19 protein-coding genes and 2 tRNA genes are annotated in these 20,498 nt (G+C 44.0%); 19 read left to right on the top strand and 2 right to left on the bottom strand.

The genetic code is table 11. The annotated features are described in order from the left end of the window. Nucleotides 1-130: 130 nt before the first annotated feature. The gene (locus ACTNBF_RS13285) at nucleotides 131-286 is read right to left on the bottom strand and encodes a rubredoxin (RefSeq protein WP_427808296.1); all 156 of its coding nucleotides are present in this window, start codon (nucleotides 284-286) and stop codon (nucleotides 131-133) included. A 472-nt stretch (nucleotides 287-758) separates the two neighbouring features. On the opposite strand from ACTNBF_RS13285, the gene ACTNBF_RS13280 reads away from it, so the two are divergent. The 13 genes from ACTNBF_RS13280 to ACTNBF_RS13220 all read left to right on the top strand — a co-directional run bounded on the left by ACTNBF_RS13280 (nucleotide 759) and on the right by ACTNBF_RS13220 (nucleotide 13,031). Next, complete coding sequence (locus ACTNBF_RS13280) at nucleotides 759-1,883, top strand: sugar ABC transporter substrate-binding protein (RefSeq protein WP_427820191.1); 1,125 nt, start codon at nucleotides 759-761, stop codon at nucleotides 1,881-1,883. 121 nt (nucleotides 1,884-2,004) lie between these two features. Then, nucleotides 2,005-3,531 carry a sugar ABC transporter ATP-binding protein gene (locus tag ACTNBF_RS13275; RefSeq protein ID WP_427808298.1) on the top strand — a complete coding sequence of 509 codons (1,527 nt, stop codon included), beginning with the start codon at nucleotides 2,005-2,007 and terminating at the stop codon, nucleotides 3,529-3,531. Continuing rightward, nucleotides 3,518-4,468: an ABC transporter permease gene (locus ACTNBF_RS13270; protein ID WP_427808300.1), complete on the top strand. Its 951-nt coding sequence runs from the start codon at nucleotides 3,518-3,520 to the stop codon at nucleotides 4,466-4,468. The genes ACTNBF_RS13275 and ACTNBF_RS13270 overlap by 14 nt, the downstream gene beginning before the upstream one ends. Before the next feature lie 12 nt (nucleotides 4,469-4,480). Then, nucleotides 4,481-5,440 (top strand): ABC transporter permease, encoded by a 960-nt coding sequence (locus tag ACTNBF_RS13265; RefSeq protein ID WP_427808302.1) that lies wholly within the window; start codon nucleotides 4,481-4,483, stop codon nucleotides 5,438-5,440. 78 nt (nucleotides 5,441-5,518) lie between these two features. Further along, nucleotides 5,519-6,523 (top strand): N-acyl homoserine lactonase family protein, encoded by a 1,005-nt coding sequence (locus ACTNBF_RS13260; RefSeq protein ID WP_427808304.1) that lies wholly within the window; start codon nucleotides 5,519-5,521, stop codon nucleotides 6,521-6,523. Nucleotides 6,524-6,618: 95 nt separating this feature from the next. Beyond that, complete coding sequence (locus tag ACTNBF_RS13255; protein ID WP_427820189.1) at nucleotides 6,619-7,884, top strand: Tm-1-like ATP-binding domain-containing protein; 1,266 nt, start codon at nucleotides 6,619-6,621, stop codon at nucleotides 7,882-7,884. Nucleotides 7,885-7,941: 57 nt separating this feature from the next. Beyond that, the gene (locus ACTNBF_RS13250) at nucleotides 7,942-8,547 is read left to right on the top strand and encodes a class II aldolase/adducin family protein (protein ID WP_427808361.1); all 606 of its coding nucleotides are present in this window, start codon (nucleotides 7,942-7,944) and stop codon (nucleotides 8,545-8,547) included. Nucleotides 8,548-8,570: 23 nt separating this feature from the next. Continuing rightward, complete coding sequence (locus tag ACTNBF_RS13245) at nucleotides 8,571-9,296, top strand: GntR family transcriptional regulator (RefSeq protein ID WP_427808308.1); 726 nt, start codon at nucleotides 8,571-8,573, stop codon at nucleotides 9,294-9,296. Nucleotides 9,297-9,471: 175 nt separating this feature from the next. Beyond that, nucleotides 9,472-10,746 (top strand): RuBisCO large subunit C-terminal-like domain-containing protein, encoded by a 1,275-nt coding sequence (locus ACTNBF_RS13240; RefSeq protein WP_441026432.1) that lies wholly within the window; start codon nucleotides 9,472-9,474, stop codon nucleotides 10,744-10,746. Nucleotides 10,747-10,862: 116 nt separating this feature from the next. Further along, a complete protein-coding gene (locus ACTNBF_RS13235; protein WP_427808314.1) occupies nucleotides 10,863-11,093 on the top strand; it encodes an HPr family phosphocarrier protein in 231 nt (76 codons plus the stop codon). A gap of 171 nt (nucleotides 11,094-11,264) precedes the next feature. Continuing rightward, nucleotides 11,265-11,336: transfer RNA gene (locus ACTNBF_RS13230), tRNA-Glu, on the top strand. Nucleotides 11,337-11,362: 26 nt separating this feature from the next. Continuing rightward, nucleotides 11,363-11,433, top strand: a tRNA-Cys gene (locus tag ACTNBF_RS13225). Nucleotides 11,434-11,669: 236 nt separating this feature from the next. Beyond that, nucleotides 11,670-13,031, top strand: coding sequence for a uracil-xanthine permease family protein (locus ACTNBF_RS13220; protein WP_441089444.1), 1,362 nt, complete (start codon nucleotides 11,670-11,672; stop codon nucleotides 13,029-13,031). A 64-nt stretch (nucleotides 13,032-13,095) separates the two neighbouring features. Here ACTNBF_RS13220 and pckA read toward each other — a convergent pair whose 3' ends face one another. Beyond that, nucleotides 13,096-14,700 (bottom strand): phosphoenolpyruvate carboxykinase (ATP), encoded by a 1,605-nt coding sequence (gene pckA / locus ACTNBF_RS13215; RefSeq protein WP_427808318.1) that lies wholly within the window; start codon nucleotides 14,698-14,700, stop codon nucleotides 13,096-13,098. 278 nt (nucleotides 14,701-14,978) lie between these two features. Between pckA and ACTNBF_RS13210 the strand changes: the two genes are divergently transcribed. Genes ACTNBF_RS13210 through ACTNBF_RS13185 form a run of 6 tightly spaced genes read left to right on the top strand, consistent with a single transcriptional unit; the run spans nucleotide 14,979 to nucleotide 20,467 of the window. Next, a complete protein-coding gene (locus ACTNBF_RS13210) occupies nucleotides 14,979-15,614 on the top strand; it encodes an endonuclease III domain-containing protein (protein ID WP_441026428.1) in 636 nt (211 codons plus the stop codon). Next, a complete protein-coding gene (yqeC, locus tag ACTNBF_RS13205) occupies nucleotides 15,586-16,287 on the top strand; it encodes a selenium cofactor biosynthesis protein YqeC (RefSeq protein WP_441089443.1) in 702 nt (233 codons plus the stop codon). Before ACTNBF_RS13210 ends, yqeC begins: the two co-directional genes overlap by 29 nt. A 17-nt stretch (nucleotides 16,288-16,304) precedes the next feature. Beyond that, complete coding sequence (locus ACTNBF_RS13200) at nucleotides 16,305-17,126, top strand: FAD binding domain-containing protein (protein WP_441089442.1); 822 nt, start codon at nucleotides 16,305-16,307, stop codon at nucleotides 17,124-17,126. Beyond that, a complete protein-coding gene (locus tag ACTNBF_RS13195; RefSeq protein ID WP_427808324.1) occupies nucleotides 17,116-17,589 on the top strand; it encodes a (2Fe-2S)-binding protein in 474 nt (157 codons plus the stop codon). The genes ACTNBF_RS13200 and ACTNBF_RS13195 overlap by 11 nt, the downstream gene beginning before the upstream one ends. Further along, nucleotides 17,580-19,856, top strand: a complete 2,277-nt coding sequence (locus ACTNBF_RS13190; RefSeq protein ID WP_441089441.1) for a xanthine dehydrogenase family protein molybdopterin-binding subunit — start codon at nucleotides 17,580-17,582, stop codon at nucleotides 19,854-19,856. The genes ACTNBF_RS13195 and ACTNBF_RS13190 overlap by 10 nt, the downstream gene beginning before the upstream one ends. Further along, nucleotides 19,853-20,467: a nucleotidyltransferase family protein gene (locus ACTNBF_RS13185; protein ID WP_441050271.1), complete on the top strand. Its 615-nt coding sequence runs from the start codon at nucleotides 19,853-19,855 to the stop codon at nucleotides 20,465-20,467. The genes ACTNBF_RS13190 and ACTNBF_RS13185 overlap by 4 nt, the downstream gene beginning before the upstream one ends. Nucleotides 20,468-20,498 lie beyond the last annotated feature (31 nt).

Genomic DNA, 20,498 nt, shown 5'->3' with positions numbered 1-20,498 from the left:
GTTCCTTTGCAACTGGCATAAAAATACTCCTTTTCGATAAAAATTGTCATATCTGAATTCTTACCAAAAAGGAGCCATTTTTTTCAAAAACACAAAATATTTTACACTACCATTAGAACCGTCGTTATTTTTATGCTTCTGAAAACTGATCTTTTCCTACATTGCAGAGTGGGCATTCGAAATCTTCAGGAATATCTTCCCATTTGGTTCCAGGTTCGATTCCACCTTCCGGATATCCCTGTTCTTCGTCGTATTCCCAACCACAAACATCGCATACATATTTCATAGTTAAAGTCTCCTTTTATTTATTCCCTTTAGGGATATTACATAAAGCACCAATATGCCTTTATGTAGAGAACATTATACCGCAAGGAAATAAGGAAAACAAGAAATTCTAGTACGAAAGATGTAAATATTTCATAAATACAAGTAGATTGGATAAAATATCCAATTGGTAAAATTGTACATGGCAGAAAATGCCGTGATTAAGAGGAAAAATAAAGATGCAGATTTAAAATATAACAGTAGCTATAAGGTGTGGTTGTGGAAAATGTCTATTTGTCAAAAAAGTGACAATTGAAAATATTTACAGAAAATTCTGAAATGATTTGTGAATAATAGATAAAAATATGAGCTAAAAAGAGAAAATACCTATTTAATATTGACATACAAAACCATAGGTGCTATATTAAGTACAACAAGATTGTATCCAATATCCGATATCCAAACGAATCGGACAAAAGAAAAGGAGGAAGAAAATGTTGAAGAAAAAGTTAGTATCAATTTTGTTGGCAACAACGCTTGCATGTACGCTTTTTGCGGGTTGCAGCACACCGACTAAGGAGAGCGGCGGAGAAGGAACAACGGCTGAGAAAACTGAGACAAAAGAGAACACCTCATCAGGGGAAAGAGAGGCAGCTACTGTAGTTGATGCAGACAAACTCCCGGTAAAGGGAATCGGAGCTCAGATCACTTCAGATGTTAAGGCAAAAGAAGAGTATAAAATTGGTTATATTGCAAAGAATACGACCAATCCTTACATGGTTGCTCAGTCTGAAGGTGTTAAGAAGGCCGGAGAAGATATGGGATTTGAGGCCGTAACTCAGGCACCGTCTACTGCAGACAGCGTAGAAGAGCAGGTAAAGATCATGGAAGACATGATTCAGCAGGATATGGATGTCATCATCGTTCATTGTGCAGACTCTAACGGAATTATGCCAGGTGTAAGAAAAGCACAGGAAGCAGGAATTCTTGTACTTACAATCGGAACACCGGCATCAGAGGATACATTCTTAAGAACAGGTGTTGATTACAAAGAAACCGGTTATACTATTGCAAAAAAAATGGCAGAAGAACTAGGTGGAAAAGGTAACATCATTATTCTTGAGGGTCCTCCGGGAGCAGCGAATGCAATTGAACGTCTGGAAGGTATCAAAGAAGCTCTTGCTGAGTATCCGGATATCGAAATTGTTGCTTCACAGACTGCTAACTTCAAGAGAACAGAAGGTATGTCTGTAACAGAGAACCTGCTTCAGAAATATACAGATGTTCAGGGTATTATTGGATGTAATGATGAAAGTGCACTTGGTGGTCTTCAGGCACTGAAGGCAGCAGGAATGACAGATGTACTGGTTGCAGGCTTCGACGGAAGTGTTGATGCAACAAATGCTGTAGAGTCAGGCGAAATGTTTGCTACATATAATACCGATCCATATGGTTCTGGATATATTGCATGTGCATATGCAGTAAAATACTTGAATGATGGAACAGAACCAGAAGGCAAATTCATCCCATTCCCGACAGCATCAAATGATCCGGTTATTACGAAAGATACAGTAGCAGATTACAAAGAAAATGTAGCTTGGTGGAAGGTAGTTCAATAAGAACTCTCATTGTATAATAAGAATTTGTGTTTAGAGATTTCACCCATTCATCCCCGTGGATTTCCACGGGGATGAATAAAAAGGAATACGATTCGGAAAAGAGAAGCGAAGAGGTGAAAAAATGAGCAAAACGATTTTGACAGCAAGCCATATTACAAAAATATTCCCTGGAATGAAAGCACTTGATAATGTGGATTTTGATCTTAGGGAAGGTGAGGTACATATTCTTGTCGGAGAGAACGGCGCGGGAAAAAGTACTTTGGCAAAAGTAATACTTGGCGCGTACAAGGCGGAGGAAGGCGAGATTACCTTCGAAGGCGAAAAAGTTAAATTTAATGGAACAAAAGATGCACTGGAAAAGGGAATTGTTGCGGTGTATCAGGAATTTACACTGGTTCCATATATCAGTGTGGCACAGAATATTTTTCTAAATCGAGAATACAAGACGAAACTGGGGCTGATTGACCATAAGAGGATGGAGGATGAAGCCCGGGAACTGCTTAAGTCTTTAAATTGTGAATATATTGATGTTAAGAGTTATGTGAAGAATTTGAGTGTGGCTGAACAGCAGATGGTAGAGATTGCGAAAGCACTGTCTTTTAAACCGCGTGTTATGGTGTTCGATGAACCGACAGCAACACTTTCAGAACGAGAAGTTGATTCACTTTTTGCGCAGATTCACAGATTAAAATCGGAAGGAATCGGTATTATCTATGTGTCTCACAGAATGCAGGAATTTCCGCTGATCGGAGACAGGATTACAATCCTTAGGGATGGAGTGAAGATTAAAACCGTTGGCATAAATGATTGTACGAATGAAGAACTGGTTAACATGATGGTTGGACGAGATGTTTCCCAGGTATATGTCCGTACAGAGAATAAACATGATGGTATTGCGCTTAGAGCTGAAAATCTTTGTGACTATCATGGTAAAGTAAAGAATGTGAATCTGACTCTTAAGAAAGGGGAAATTGTCGGTATAGCCGGACTTGTAGGAGCGGGACGTACTGAGACGGCAGAGCTCCTTTACGGAATTCGCCCGATTAAATCAGGAAAAGTTTATATCAAAGGCGATGAAGTTTTACCAAAATCTCCGATTCAGGCAACAAAACTCGGTATCGGTCTTGTGAGTGAGGACCGAAAGAAACAAGGACTGGCTTTGGATGAATCCATTGCATTGAATACGGTCGCAGTCAGTCTCAAGAAGATATTCCCGAATTTCTTTATTTCCTATAAGAAAATAAGAGAAGTTGCGCTTGACTATAAAAAACAGCTTCGCATTGCGACGACAAGTGTAAATAAAGCGTGTAAATATCTTTCCGGTGGTAATCAGCAGAAAGTTGTATTGGCGAAATGGTTGAGTTTTGACCCGGATATTCTGATTTTTGACGAACCGACACGAGGAATTGACGTTGCAGCTAAAATGGAGATATACGGGCTGATGGATAAATTGGCGTCGGATGGAAAAGCGATTATTATGATATCTTCTGAACTTCCGGAAGTTATCGGTATGAGTGACAGAATTTACATCATGCATGAAGGGGAAATCGTGGACGAGGTGAAGAGAGGAGAAGAGGAATTCAACTCAGAAGCTATTGGTGCACGAATGATGCTGGGAGCAGGAGGTGTTGAGAATGCAGAAAACTAGTATAAAGCAAAGAATGAAATCAATCCCTCCGGTAGCGTATATGCTGGTCGTTATCATCGTAGTATTCAGCTTTATGGATCCGCATTATCTTTCATTCTCGAATTTCCGGAATGTTCTGATTCAGTCAACACCACTTATGATTGTGGCTTTTGCGCAGACCTGTATTGTATTGACACAGGGAACAGATCTGTCCCTTGGAGCACAGGTCAGCTTTGTTACTGTATTTACGGTGTTCTTGGCACAGCATGGAATTATACTGGAAGTAGCAATGGTGATTTCCGTGCTTTGCACCATGCTGATTGGCGCAATCAATGGATTGATCGTAGCGAAGGGAAATATCCCTCCATTCATTGCAACTTACGGTATGCAGAATATTGTTAACAGTATTTCACTGTTACTGACGGCAGGATCTTCTATTTATTTTGACAGCTTTACCTATCGAATTGTAACAGAGACAACAATTCTGGCTATTCCGCTTATGGTATGGATAGCGGTTCTGGTATTTATTATGGTATGGATTGTGCTGAGAAAGACGAAGTTCGGAACCAATATTCACGGACTTGGCGGCAACAAAGAAGCACTTGTACTGGCAGGTATCAATCCGGTAAAATGTCAGATTAAAACATTTGCATTTGCCGGTATGATTGCAGGTATTGCCGGTATCATTACTTTATGTCGAGTAGAGTCCGGACAGCCAACTGTGGCAAACGGATGGGAATTCCAGGCTGTTGCAGCGACCCTTCTTGGTGGAACCTCTCTTCGTGAAGGAAAAGGCGGTGTAACAGGAACCATATTTGGTGTGCTTTTGATCCAGATCATCAAGAATGGTCTGAATGTAGTCGGTGTACAATCCATTTACCAGAATGCGATTATCGGATCCATTGTACTTGCAGCCATTATTATCGATGCGGTTGTCCGTATTCGTTCAGAGAAATAGGAGGATGAGGACATGAATGCAAAGAAAATATTTGAAGAAATAAAAAGCTCAAAAGTATTTTACAGCCTGGTCGGACTTATCATCCTGATAATATTGTCAGCAATTATTGCGCCGAATTTCAGATCGCTGGACAACATAATCACGATTTTACGACAGGCAAGCGTACTTCTTGTACTTAGCTCAGGGCTGACAGCCGTACTTCTTACCGGTGGCATGGATTTATCGGTGGGGGCAACGGCAGGTTTTATCGGCTGTATCTGCGCACAGCTCCTTAAGAGTGGGGTTCCGATTCCGCTTGCGGCACTTGCAGGAATCGGCATCGGAATGATCGTCGGCTGCATCAATGGACTTCTGGCAGGAATTCTGCCGAGTTTTATTGCAACATATGGTACGAACTGGGTAATGAGCGGTCTTGCGGTTATCGTTATGCAGGGAGCTGTTATCTATGATCTGCCAAAAGGATTTACACAGATCGGTGTTGGATATACGGGACCAATCCCGAACTTGATCATCATTGCAGCGATCGTGGTAATTATCATCTATGTTCTTTTACAGAGAACAACCTATGGACGACAGGTGTATGCATACGGTTCAAATCCGACGGCAGCAAAATATGCGGCAATCCCGGTTAAGAAGATTATGGTATCTGCTTTTATGATGTGCAGTATGTGCGCCGGAATGGCAGGTATGCTGATCACAGCACGACTGAATGCGGCAGATGCGGCCATGGGTGACAGTTATGGACTTCAGACAGTTGCTGCAGTTGTAATTGGTGGAACGTCCATGCTCGGTGGAGAAGGAGGAGTAATCGGTACTGTAATCGGATCTCTGATCCTGACCGTCATCGTAAATGTAATGAATTTAAAAGGAATTCCATCCTTTGCACAGGGGCTTGTTGTGGGTATCGTAATTATCGCTATGGTATTGTTTGATACTTACACAAAGAGAAGACAGGAAAGAAATGCAGCATAAATAAAATGTAAATCAATATGAATTAAAATTGGCAGCAATTTTAAGATAATAAACGAAAAGAAAGTGAGGAGAATTATTATGGCATTAACAATCAGACCACTTAATTCCGGTTATATTCCAACAAAACCATTGGAGTACTGGTATCATTTCTCTTGTAAAAAATATGTTGAAAAAATGGGAATCAATAATGAGCAGGATCAGCTTCCGGATTTCACATTCTTGATTGAAGGAGGAGAACAGCTTATACTGGTAGATACAGGTATGTCATGGAATGAGCATGCTGATAAGTATCACCACGGACCGTCTATGCAGAGACCGGGAATCGATGATATTGAATCCCGTTTGGCTCAGGTAGGATACAAACCGTCAGATGTTGATATCGTTATTTTTACACATCTTCACTGGGATCATGTATTCTATCTTGAGAAATTTACAAAAGCACGTTTTATCTGCCATGAAATTGAATGGGAATACGCACATAATCCGATTCCGCTTCATTATAAATCATATTGTAGACCAATTATTGCAAAAGATGGCGATGTTACTGTTGGTGATCAGTTTATTGCTCCGTATGATCAGCCGGGAGTATATGAGCGTTTTGAAACGGTAAAAGGTGAAGTGGAGATTGCTCCTGGAGTAAGCGTATATGAAGCATTCGGACATTGCCCGGGACATATTACAGTTGTGGTTGAGACAGAAGACGGACCATACTACTGTGTTGGAGACTCTGTATTCGTTATGGGAAATATCGATGCTCCGCAGGCTATGCAGGATGAATTACATTATGATATCTGCCCTCCGGGACGTTATGTGGATATTGTTGCTGCATGGAAAACGATTCGTGACACACTTCGCCGCTGTAAGGAAGCCGGAGTAGATCCACATAAACATCTTCTGCTTGCACATGATGTAATCCTTTCAGCAGCAGTAGAAAAATATGAGGATTCTCATGACAATAAGATTCCGGTAATCGGACTTAAGGACACGGATTTTGTATATGAAGAATACAAATCTGCAATCATCGATAAAGATGCTAAGAAAGCTGCAAAGAAAGCAGAAACAAAATATTTTAGTGAAAATTAGTCTATCAAGAGAAATGCCGCCGACTGCGTCAGCGTAGGGGCGAAGACCCCGCAGTATGGCTGCGGGGTTTTTGGGTTGAGTAAAGGAGTAAAGAAATGAAAACAATAGCGATCATCGGAAGCTGCGATACCAAATATCGCGAAGTTAAATTTATGAAAGAACAGATTGAGGCTGAAGGGATTTCTGCACTTGTCATTGATGTCGCTACTGGTCCAAGCCCGTCCTGTAATTATGACGTGTCAAGAGCTGAGGTCGTAGAGAATGCCGGGAAAACATGGGAAGAGCTGGAGCCGAGGACAAAGGGAGAAAAGATCGGTTTTATGATGGAAGCTGCAGCCTGTTATGTGGAAAAGTTGTATAAAGAAGGAAAAATTGACGGAATTTTGTCTGCCGGTGGTCTGCAGAATACGGTTATGGCAACAAATGCAATGAAAAAGCTTCCGATTGGCTTTCCAAAGGTTATGGCTACGACGGTAGCATGCGGAAAAAAGACGTTTGATCTGGTTGTCGGTGACAAGGATATTGTTGTGATTCCGTCAATCTGCGATTTTACCGGGTTGAACATGGTGACAAAACAGATTATGGCGAATGCCTGTGCGTGTTGTGTCGGTATGGTGAAGCATGCGGGAAAGGTTCTGCAAAAGGGGAAAAAGCCGGTTGTGGGAGTAACACTGATGGGAATCACAAATACGGGAGCCTGCGCGGCGGTTGATGAACTGGAACGACTTGGAGTAGAAGTGATCGGTTTCCATTCAACGGGTGTTGGCGGTGCCATTATGGAACAGATGGCAGCAGATGGCCTGATCGATGGAATCCTAGATCTTACTGTTCACGAGATCACTTCCGAATATTTCAAAGATAAGATCGGAAGAGGAGGATTCTCCTATGGAGAGGATGCAAAATATAGACTTGTAAAGAGCGTTGAGAAAAAAGTCCCGCTGGTTGTGAGTACGGGAGGACTGGATTTTGTGGATTTTGCAGTCAATGAATTCCCGCCCCGAATGGAGGAACGTGTATATATGCTCCATAATGCGACCATGGCACATATCAAGATTCTCCCGGATGAAGCAGAAGAGGTTGCAAAAAGGATGACAGATCGTTTGCAGAAAATCGATTATCCGGTCAAGCTATTGCTTCCTACGGAGGGGATGCGCCACAATACGAGAGAAGGCGAGGAACTGTATTATAAAGAAGTAGACGATACGATTCTTCGTGCCATGAGAGAAAACGGTAATGGGAACATCGAGATTATTACGGTTCCGGGAAATCTCGATACGAAAGAATGGGGAATCCAGGCAGCGCATTATATGATAGATGAACTCCGTGAAAGAGGTGTTATCGGAGACGAAATACAGTATTAGATGCAGAACATAGCAACAAATCGTGGCAAAACGGCACACAGGAAAGGATTGGAAAATATGACAGAAGATGTAAAAAAAATAGCAGAGGAACTTGTCATAGCTGCAAAAAGAGCTTATACTAGAGGTATACAGACTGGCAGCGGTGGAAATGTAAGTGCGAGAGTTCCGGGGAAAGACTTGATGATTGTAAAGGCCAGCGGGGGTTCTTTTGCGGATTGTGCGCCAGATAAGTTTGTAATTACCGATTTCGATGGAAATCTGGTTGAAGGAGAGGGCAAACCTACAAGAGAAGCTTTATTACATGGGTTGCTGTATCGGATATGCCCGGAGGTGAATGCCGTTGTTCATACACATTCACCGTATTCGATTGCATGGGCATCTACGGAAAAACCACTTCCCAGAACTACATGGCATTCTAAATTAAAAATTTGTGCAGATATTCCTACTCTGAATGTACCGGCGGCCATGGTAAAGCCGGAATATTTCTCAATGGTAGAAGAGATATATAAAGAGAATCCTGACCTGCCGGCATTTTTACTGGTAGATCACGGGCTCGTAGCAGTTGGAAAAGACGCAATCAATGCGGAACATAATGCAGAATTAATTGAAGAGACCGCACAAGTGGCTATATTAAAGGCGGCCGTATCAAAGCTTGGCTTGTAAATCTGACTATAGGTGAAAGCTAAATGAGAACTAATATGCGTATAACAATGAATGATTTGAACACAGATACTCTTCAGCACAGTAAGCTGCCGGATCTGGTTCTGGATAAGCTTATGGAATGGATCATGAGTGGCAAGCTTTCGATGGGAGATAAGCTGAATACGGAGGAACTGGCAACCCAGCTGGGAGTAAGCAGGATGCCGATCCGCGAAGCACTCAGTAATCTGGAGAAGAAGGGCCTGGCAGAATCTATTCCGTATGCAGGAACAAGACTGGTGACACTTACGAAGGAAGATGTAAGGCAGATTTATATAGCACGAACAGCGTTGGAACCGATTGCTGCAAAATATGCCTGCGAGAAGATCACGGATCAGGAGATTCGGCATTTAAGTGAGATCCAGGAGGAATATAAGCGTATTGTACGTGGAAAAGAACTTGATGCGGTGGAAGTGTACCAGCAGAATCGTTTGTATCATTTCTCTATATACAAGGCAAGTCAGCTGGATCGTATTTGTGTTATGATTGAATCATTATGGGATAATCTTTCCTTCTTTAAACTGATCTACGGACAGAAATTGCTGGACAGTGAGGAATCAAGGGAGAAGATGATCGCGGAGCATCAGAGCTATCTGGATGCATTGAAGAGAAGAGACAGCGAACTGATCTATCGTTTGCTGCAACAGAATTTGAAAAGCAGAGCGGAGAATATTCCTTATTATTCCGATGTGTATTTTCATGAAAACGCATAGTAGTAAAGCAGAATTATAGTATAAGGACGGAAGAGCCTGAGTGTCTGAGCGGCACCTGGGCTCTTTCTTTTGCTCTATATGCAACTCATTTCCATAGAGAGCAAAATCTTTTGTCCTTTGGAAATTGGAAGAAGAATTGGACGGAGGTAAACTTCGACTGGGAAAGGAGCCGTAAATGGATTCGGTATTATACACATTAGCAGAAAATATCCGCGAACAGAATTATGTGATTGCAACTTATTACATTAAACTCCCGAAAGAGACGGATGTTTTCAAAAAAGCGTCGACGCTGGCGATTGGGCAGACGATTGGAACCTGGATCCCAATTCCGGGTATTACAGATGAGATTCGAGAAAAATATATGGGGAAAGTAGTCAATATTTTTGATGTTCCGTCATTGGATCTTGTGACACAGATTGATACGGATGAAAGAGAATATATCATCCAGATTGCCTATCCGGCTGTTAATTTCAGTACAGATCTGCCGCTTATGATTACGTCCCTTCTGGGAAATGATGCGTCAACTTCAGCACAGGTAAAGCTGCTGGATATTGAATTTCCTGAAGAATATGCGTCTGAATTTGAAGGGCCGTCATATGGGATTGAAGGAATCCGTAAATTTGCAGGCATTCAGGAAAGACCTATTTTGCTGAATATGATCAAACCCTGTACAGGGCTTACCCCGAAAGAGGGAGCAAAGATTTTCTATGAAACGGCATTGGGAGGAGTAGATTTTATCAAAGATGACGAGCTTCTGGGAAATCCTCCTTATAGCAAACCCGAGGAAAGAGTGCGTGAATATAAGAAAGCGGCGGAGGCGGCTTATGAAGAGACCGGAGAAAGAGTGAAATATTTTGTCAATGTAACCAGTGGTGCAGGAGAGATTCTGGAAAATATCCGCCGTGTTGAAGAGGCAGGAGCAGATGGCATTATGGTCAATTTTGCGGCGGTCGGTTACAGCGTGCTGAAAGAGGTAACTGAGGCAACGAAATTGCCGGTTCTGGGCCATGCGGCAGGTTCTGGAATGTTCTACGAAGGAGTATTGAATGGAATGTCTTCCCCGCTTGCAGCAGGTAAACTGGCCAGACTTGCAGGGGCGGATATCGTAATGGTAAACACGCCATATGGAGGATATCCATTGAATCATCAGAAATATATGCAGACAGTAGCACAGCTTGTACTTCCGTTTTATCATCTTAAGCCTTCTATGCCTTCAATTGGCGGAGGCGTGCATCCGGGTATGGTAGAGAAATATATTGGAGAAGTGGGGAAAGATATTGTGCTCGCGGCAGGCGGCGCAGTGCAGGGCCATCCGGGAGGCGCAGCAGCAGGAGCAAGAGCCATGCGTCAGGCAATTGATATTGTAATGAGCGGCGCCGATTTTGAAGAAGCAGCGAAAGAGAAAGAAGAACTTTGTATAGCGCTGAAAATGTGGAAATATGTAAAATAAGACGAAGAAATTATTCAAAAAAGCACAAAAAAATATGTGATATTGGATATTGTATTTTGGATATAAAAATGCTATACTCACTTCGGATAATGGAAATGTGAGAAGGAGGTAGTCAAATGATCAGGGAAATTATGTTAAATACATCTAATGATCTTAGAGATTTTATGCACCTGGCGTGTTCTTCGCCAATGGATATCGGTGTACATACGATGGATAACCAGATTGCTGATGGAAAGTCTGTTTTGGGGTTGATGGCAATTGATTATAAAAAACCGGTTCGTGTGATTTCTGAAGATGTTAAATTTATGAAACAGCTTGACCGTTGGGCTGTGGACGAGGCTGAATAACAAGAATCAAGAGATGGAGCAGAAGGAATCCGGCAGTGAAACTTTCTGCTTCATAACCAGATTTCTTTCTACAAAATAAAATAAAAAAATAAAAAAAACACTTGCAAAAACTTTTAAGCTGTGTTAATATATCTTTTGTCAGCGGGTGAACGGCTGATGAGAAATAAATAAGGCTCCGTGGTCAAGCGGTTAAGACATCGCCCTTTCACGGCGGTAACACGGGTTCGATTCCCGTCGGAGTCATTGAGCGTAAGCTCTCAATTGAATATGGCGCCATAGCCAAGTGGTAAGGCAAAGGTCTGCAACACCTCTATCACCAGTTCAAATCTGGTTGGCGCCTTTAAGGAAAAACCCAGAAATTTATGTTTCTGGGCTTTTTTTCTGTAATATTTATACATAATTTGTAACTGTTCAGGGCCAAGCAGATTTGTCAAACAAAGGGCTATGAATGCTTGCATTCGTGAGCACTTTTTTGTACAAATCTATTTGGCGGATACGCCACACTGAGGAAATACGGAGTGTTTTCGAGGTTGGCTCTGAACAGTTACCCATAATTTTAAATAAGGAGGAAATGTGATGCGAGGGAGTACAAAGGAGTGCAGTATCAGCAATATTTATAAGCTGGATGGAAGGGTTCCGGTGAGCAAGGCGATTCCGTTCGGACTGCAGCACATTTTGGCAATGTTTGTGTCAAATCTTGCACCGATTACCATTATTGCGGGAGCGGCACAACCGGCACTGAGCCAGGAGCAGATCGCGATGCTTTTGCAAAATGCCATGTTTGTGGCAGGTATCGCAACGTTAATTCAGCTCTATCCGGTGTGGAGGATTGGTTCCAGGCTTCCGATCGTAATGGGAGTCAGTTTTACATTTGTGACCGTTCTCAGTACGGTTGCGGCAGGCTACGGATACCCGTCAGTGATCGGAGCAGTGCTGATTGGTGGTGTTTTTGAAGGAACATTGGGACTTTTGGCGAAATACTGGAGAAAGATCATTTCTCCGATTGTGTCGGCTACTGTGGTAACAGCTATAGGATATTCTCTGTTTACCGTGGGGACGAGATCTTTTGGCGGCGGTTATGCAGATGATTTTGGATCCGTACAGAATCTGATATTGGGGACTGTGACATTAGTAACCTGTTTGCTGTGGAATATATTTGCAAAAGGCTATTTAAAGCAGTTGTCAGTGCTTGCAGGACTTACCGTGGGATATATTCTGGCGATTTTCTTGCATAAAGTTGATTTGAGTCTTATCATGTCCGGGGGAATTATTTCACTTCCGACATTGCTTCCGTTCAAACCGGAATTCCATCTGGGGGCAATTATTTCCGTATGCATCATTTTCCTGGTATCGTCAGCGGAAACGATAGGAGATACATCTGCTATGGTGTCAGGAGGCTTGGATCGTGAGATTGAAGGAAGGGAAATTTCCGGTTCTCTGGCATGTGACGGATATGCCTCTTCCGTTTCGGCGCTTTTTGGATGTCCGCCGGTAACGTCTTTTTCACAGAATGTAGGACTGATTGCTATGACAAAAGTGGTAAACCGTTTTACGATCATGACCGGGGCGGTTTGCATGATCCTGGCAGGACTTTTGCCGCCGGTAGGTAATTTCTTCGCATCGCTTCCTGACGCGGTTCTGGGAGGATGTACACTGATGATGTTTGGAACTATCATGGTTTCGGGAGTTCAGATGATCGCTAAATGCGGATTCAATCAGAGAAATACCACGATAGCGGCACTTTCACTGGCAATCGGTATTGGATTTACTTCTGCAAGTGAAAATGCAATCTGGAGTGTATTTCCGAAAGTTGTACAGACGGTCTTTGCAGAAAATGTTGTGGCGGTTGTATTTGTGGTCTCTATTATCCTGAGCCTGATTTTGCCGAAAGATATGGATATTAAAAAAGTAGAAGAAAAGAATGTAGATGCGGAATAGGAAACGTATCGTGAGAAAAATGGGGCTGTCATGCGACAGCCCCATTTGTAGAATTTGGAATGAATTATAACTGCGGACCAGCCGGAACAAGAGCTTTTCCTGCATCATTACCTTCGTATTTAGCGAAGTTCTTAATAAATCTTTCAGCAAGATCTTTTGCCTTAGCTTCCCATTCAGCAGCATCAGCGTAAGTATCGCGTGGATCAAGGATACCTGTGTCTACGCCCGGAAGTTCTGTCGGTACTTCGAAGTTGAAGTACGGAATCTTCTTGGTAGGAGCATTCAGGATATCTCCGTTCAGGATTGCATCGATGATACCACGGGTATCGCGGATAGAGATACGTTTACCTGTTCCGTTCCATCCGGTGTTAACCAGGTATGCCTTTGCTCCGCTTACTTCCATCTTCTTAACAAGTTCTTCTGCATATTTTGTCGGATGCAGTTCAAGGAATGCCTGTCCGAAGCATGCTGAGAAGGTTGGAGTCGGTTCTGTGATTCCACGTTCTGTACCTGCAAGTTTTGCTGTGAATCCTGACAGGAAGTAGTACTGTGTCTGCTCTGGAGTCAGAATAGAAACCGGAGGAAGAACACCGAATGCATCTGCTGACAGGAAGATTACATTCTTGGCTGCAGGAGCGGAAGAAACCGGACGAACGATATTTTCAATGTGGTTGATCGGATAAGATACACGAGTATTTTCTGTTACGCTCTTATCGTTGAAATCGATCTTTCCTTCTGCGTCTAATGTAACGTTCTCAAGAAGTGCATCACGTCTGATTGCGTTGTAGATATCCGGCTCGGATTCTTTGTCAAGGTTGATAACCTTAGCGTAGCATCCGCCTTCAAAGTTAAATACGCCATTGTCATCCCAGCCGTGTTCGTCATCACCGATGAGGAGACGTTTCGGATCTGTGGAAAGTGTTGTTTTACCTGTTCCGGAAAGACCGAAGAAGATAGCTGTGTTCTCACCGTTCATATCTGTGTTTGCGGAGCAGTGCATAGAAGCGATGCCCTTCAGCGGCAGATAGTAGTTCATCATAGAGAACATACCTTTCTTCATCTCTCCGCCGTACCATGTATTAATGATAACCTGCTCGCGGCTTGTAATGTTAAATACAACAGCGGTCTCAGAATTCAGGCCTAATTCTTTATAATTTTCAACTTTTGCCTTAGAAGCGTTGTATACAACGAAGTCTGGCTCAAAATCTTTCAGTTCTTCTTCTGTAGGCCGGATGAACATGTTCTTAACAAAATGAGCCTGCCATGCAACTTCCATAATGAAACGGATAGCCATGCGAGTGTCCTTGTTAGCGCCGCAGAATGCATCTACAACAAAAAGTCTCTTATCAGAAAGTTCTTTGATTGCGATATCCTTAACTGCGTTCCATGTTTCTTCGGTTGCAGGGTGGTTATCATTCTTATATTCATCACTTGTCCACCATACAGTGTCTTTGGAATTCTCATCTACTACGATAAATTTGTCTTTAGGAGAACGTCCGGTATAAACACCTGTCATTACATTGACTGCACCAAGTTCGCTTTCCTGTCCTTTTTCAAATCCTTCAAGTTCCGGTTTGGTCTCTTCTTCGAATAACATCTCATAAGAAGGATTGTACACGATTTCTGTAGTTCCGGTAATTCCGTACTTGCTTAAATTGATTTCTGCCATTTCGTTTAACCTCTTTTCTAGTAATAATATACCTACCTTAATAAATGTAGGGGTTTACGAGATTCAATAAAAGAAGTGGAAAATCCAACTTCTTTCCCTATAATTATACATAAATATCGAAAAAAATCAATGGCAGATGTATGATTTTGTATGTTGTAAGTAATTGGCTTTTCCTTTACTGATTTAAGAGGAAATGGTACAATAACAATATATGTGTCGATATGAAGAAGTCGGGGAGACCTGACTTATCGGCACAGAAAGAGGTGTTTACAGAAGAAATGACAAAGAAACAGTTAACATTAGAAGTAATAGAGCGTTTGAAGAAGGAATATCCGGAGGCAGGATGCACGTTGGATTACGATGAGGCCTGGAAACTTCTGGTCAGTGTGCGTCTTGCGGCGCAGTGTACGGATGCCCGGGTAAATGTGGTCGTGGAAGGGCTGTATAAAAAGTACCCGACTGTGGAAGCTCTTGCGGAAGCGGATGTGGATGATATTGAAGCCATTGTCCGGCCATGCGGTCTGGGACGGAGCAAGGCGAGGGATATCAGCGCCTGCATGAAAATGCTGAGAGACGAGTACGGCGGAAAGATTCCAAAGGACTTCGACAAGATTTTGAAGCTGCCGGGAGTGGGCAGAAAGAGTGCCAATCTGATCATGGGGGATGTGTTCGGTGAGCCGGCGATCGTGACGGATACACATTGTATTCGTCTGGTAAACAGAATCGGTCTGGTTGACGGGATAAAGGAGCCGAAGAAAGTAGAAATGGCACTCTGGAAGCTTGTTCCGCCGGAAGAAGGAAGCGATTTCTGTCACCGGCTTGTGTTTCATGGACGGGATGTCTGTACAGCACGTACGAAACCGTATTGTGACAGATGTTGCCTGAATGATATTTGTAAAAAGGCTGGCGTATAGAATGAAGGCGGAAGTTAAAGAACTGACCGGCCTGCTTCGGATCGTACCGCAGAAGCATCGCATGATCACTGTTGTTGGGGCAGGCGGGAAAACTACATTGATCTATCTTCTTGCCAGAGAACTGACCGATGCGGGATACAAAGTGGCTGTTACGACGACCACGCATATGCAGGCGGAGGGGCGATACTGTTTTCGTCCGCTTGGAATTCCGTGTGAAGACGGAAAGATCAAAGGAATATCGGAAGAATTCCCGGGAGAATTGCTGAAAGAATATGACATTGTCCTGGTGGAGGGAGATGGCAGCAGACAGCTGCCGATGAAATTTCCGGCAGATCATGAGCCGGTTATTCCGGCAAAGACGGATATGGTGATCGGTGTGGCAGGGGCAGGAGCGATCGGCAGAACGTTCAGAGAGGCGTGCCACAGATACCATATTGCGTGCGCATATTTTCGTTGTGAACCGGATGAACAGATTAAAGTAGTACATATGGCCGAGGCGCTGACCAGCAGGGACGGACAAAAGAAGAATGTGGTTTGCGAATATCGATATTTGATCAATCAGATAGACAGGCTGGAAGACGATACAAGAAAAGAACTGAGAGAGGTCATGCAAAAGCGTGAAGAATGTGGCGGTATGGTTTCGCTGCATCAAATAGAGGAGAAATACCTATAGACGGAGGGAATTGGAACATGTTGAAAATCAAAGAGTATGTGAGGGCGGAAAGTCTGGAGCAGGCTTACCAGCTCAACCAGAAAAAGACGAACCGGATCATCGGGGGAATGCTCTGGATGAAGATGAGCGATGCAAGGATTCAGACAGCGATTGACTTATCGGCACTGGGGCTGGATCAGATTGAAGAAAATGAGGTAGAATATCGGATCGGATGTATGGTTACACTGCGTCAGCTTGAACTCCATGAAGGACTCAATGAATGGAGTCATGGAATTGTCAGAGAGAGCGTGAAACCGATCGTAGGTGTACAGTTCCGGAATCTGGCGACTGTAGGGGGAAGCATTTTCGGAAGATTTGGATTTTCCGATGTACTGACTTGTTTTCTGGCTCTGGATACCTATGTTGAATTGTATAAAGGCGGAGTGATTCCGCTCGAAGAATTTGCGGAGATGGAGAAGGATAACGACATTCTGGTGCGGCTGATCGTGAAAAAGAAGCTGGGACTTCACGCCTATCTTTCACACAGAAACGTAAAGACGGATTTTCCGGTACTGGCAGTTGCTGTTTCTGCGGATGATCGCGGGGCAAGAGCGGTCGTGGGAGCAAGACCGTCAAAAGCAATCTGCGTTCCGTTAAAAGAAGAATGGAAAAAGGCGATTGAAGAGGGAAGATGCACAGAATTGGAGGCGGAGCAGATGGCGAAAGAATTGGCAGAACAGATTCCTACAGGAAGTAATATGCGTGCCAGTGCCGAGTACCGGAGCCATTTGGCAGGTGTGCTGCTGAAACGGGCAATCCTGGCACTTCTGGAAGAAAGGGGGCGGCAAAATGCAGATTAGTGTGATGCTGAATGGGAAAAAAGTGACAGAAGATATCAAACCGGATCTGCTTTTGATCGATTTTGTGAGAAATCATGGATGTTATAGTGTGAAACGGGGATGTGAGACCTCCAATTGCGGTCTTTGCACCGTATTTCTGGATGAAAAGCCGGTGCTTTCCTGTTCCGTACTTGCAGCAAGAGCGGACGGACATGCAGTGCAGACTCTGGAGGGACTGCAGGAGGAAGCTGCTGAATTCGGCGCATTTATCGCAGATCAGGGGGCAGAGCAGTGCGGATTCTGCAATCCGGGAATGATCATGAATGCAATAGCCCTGTTCCGGGAGAATCCGGCTCCTACAGATGACGAAATCAGGGAATATCTGGCGGGGAATCTGTGCCGTTGCTCCGGATATGAAGGGCAGCTCAGAGGAATCCGTGCATTTATAGAATACAAGAAACAGGGAGGTGCCGTATGCAGGTAGTTGGTCAGCCGTTCAGAAAAAAAGATGCCATGGCGCTGGTTCAGGGGAAACCGGTATTTACCGATGATCTGGCACCGAAGGACTGTCTGGTTGTCAAGGTACTCAGAAGTCCTCACGCGAACGCGATGGTAAAGAATATAAAAACAGATATTGCAAAGCGAGTTCCGGGAATTGAAGATATTTATACATGGGAAGATGTGCCGCAGCAGAGATTTACAATGGCTGGACAGACCTATCCGGAACCCAGCCCTTATGACCGCTTGATTCTTGACAGACATGTGCGGTATGTGGGCGACCCGGTGGCGATAGTTGCCGGAGCGAATGAGGAGTGTGTGGAACAGGCACTCAGAATGATTAAAGTGGAATATGAAGTACTGCCGGCGATTCTGGATTTCCGTAAGGCAAAGGACAATGAACTTCTGGTGCATCCGGAGGATACCTGGAAATCCTTGTGCCCGGTCGGTGCGGATAATAAGAGAAATCTCTGCGCATGTGAAAGCAGCGATCACGGAGATGTTGATCAGGTGCTTGCTGATTGCGATGTTGTGGTGGAAGAGACCTATCATACTCTGGCGAATCAGCAGGCAATGATGGAAACATTTCGGACGGTATGCTATATGGATACATACGGAAGATTGAATGTGTTCAGTTCTACCCAGATCGTATTCCATGCGCGCAGAATCCTCTCTAATGCACTGGGAATACCGAAATCAAAGATTCGTGTGATGAAGCCAAGAATCGGTGGCGGATTCGGAGCAAAACAGACGGTGGTGGCGGAGATTTTCCCTGCATTTGTTACCTGGAAGACCGGGAAGGCATCCAAGATGATTTTTACCCGGGAAGAATCACAGACGGCATCCTCTCCGAGACATGAGATGGAAGTTTCTGTGAAAATCGGGGCAGACAAAGACGGAAGAATTCGGGCGATTGATGTATATACGTTATCCAATACGGGGGCTTACGGAGAACATGGCCCTACGACCGTAGGACTGTCCGGCCATAAATCCATTCCATTATACGGTTCTCTTGAGGCACATCGTTTCGCCTATGATGTTGTATATACGAATACCATGTCAGCGGGAGCATACCGTGGATATGGAGCGACTCAGGGTATTTTTGCTGTAGAGAGTGCAGTCAATGAACTGGCGGGAAGACTGGGGATGGATCCGGTCGAGCTTCGCCTGAAAAATATGGTTCGTGAAGGTCAGACGATGCCGGCATATTACGGCGAGACGGCAAAGAGCTGTGCACTGGACCGGTGCCTTTTGAGAGCCAAAGAGATGATCGGATGGGATGAAAAATTCCCATGCCGTGATATGGGAAACGGCAAAGTGCGAAGTGTCGGTGTCAGTATGGCGATGCAGGGGTCCGGTATTTCGGGTGTTGATGTCGGTTCTGCAACGATTAAACTGAATGAGGACGGAATCTATACACTGATGATCGGTGCGGCAGACATGGGAACAGGTTGCGATACGATCCTGGCCCAGATGGCAGCAGAATGCCTGGATTGTCAGATGGAAAATATCATCGTATCGGGAGCAGATACCGATACTTCTCCGTATGATTCCGGATCCTATGCGTCCAGTACGACATATGTTACAGGAAAAGCGGTGGAGAAGGCATGTGAAAAGCTGCAGATAAAGATCTGCGAACGGGCAGCCGAGATGCTGTACTGTACCGTGGATAAGATTGAATTTGACGGTCATCGTGCAAAGAATCTGGAAAATGGAGAAACCGTAACTCTGCAGGAGATCGGCACATCATCCATGTGCGGCAATGAATGTGCACTTCAGGTGACGGAAACACACAGTTCTCCGATTTCACCGCCGCCGTTTATGGTCGGTATGGTAGAAATTGAACTGGACAAAGAGACCGGACATGTGGAGATTCTGGATTACGTGGCTGTTGTGGACTGCGGAACCGTGATCAATCCGAATCTCGCCCGTGTGCAGACAGAGGGCGGACTTGTTCAGGGAATCGGAATGGCATTGTATGAAAATATACAGTACTCAGAAAAAGGACAGATGATGAATCAGTCTTTCATGCAGTACAAATTGCCGACCCGGCTCGATATGGGTAAAATCCGGGTGGAATTTGAAGAAAGTTACGAGCCGACCGGTCCGTTTGGAGCAAAATCCATCGGGGAAATTGTAATCAATACACCGGCTCCGGCACTGGCACATGCAATTGCGAATGCGACGGGCCTCTGGTTCCGTGAACTGCCGATCACAAGCGAGAAGATCGCGATGGGAATTATGAAACAATGAAAGTTGCTTTAATTTATCTGGCGGCTGGCAACAGCCGCCGGTTTGGCAAAGGAAATAAGCTCCTGTGGCCGATCGAAGGAAAGCGAATGTATCTGCATTTGCTGGAGCGGTTGAAGAGGATTGAAAATAGACATTCAGAGTGGGAATTACTGGTCGTTACCCAGTATCCGGAAATCATAGAAGAGGCCGGAAAATCCGGAGTAAAGACTGCGTTTTCGCCTGAGAGTTTCAAAGGTGCATCGTGGACGGTGAAAAAAGCGCTGGAAGCGGCCGGTGCGATGGATGCATATGTATTTTTTGTAGCAGATCAGCCGTATTTATCAGAGAAAACGGCGGAAGAATTCCTTGAATATATGGAAAAATCCGGAGAGGAAGGACTGGGCTGCGTCTGCTGTGAAGAGAGGACAGGGAACCCGGTCTGGTTTGCACAGAAATATGTTTCAGAGCTACTTGAACTGGAAGGTGACAGTGGCGGCAAAAAGGTACTGAAGAAGCACTGGGATGATGCTGTTTTCTTTCAGATTTCCAATGAACGGGAACTGGAAGATGTAGATATATGGGATAGTGAATTAAATCAAAATGCAGCAATAAACAGCTTGCAATTATTGTGAAAACTAAGTACAATGATTTTACAAGTGTACA

The sequence above is a fragment of the Bariatricus sp. HCP28S3_A4 genome (assembly GCF_052066395.1).
Taxonomy (GTDB): domain Bacteria; phylum Bacillota; class Clostridia; order Lachnospirales; family Lachnospiraceae; genus Allocoprococcus.
This window is presented reverse-complemented; position numbering and strand designations above follow the sequence as displayed.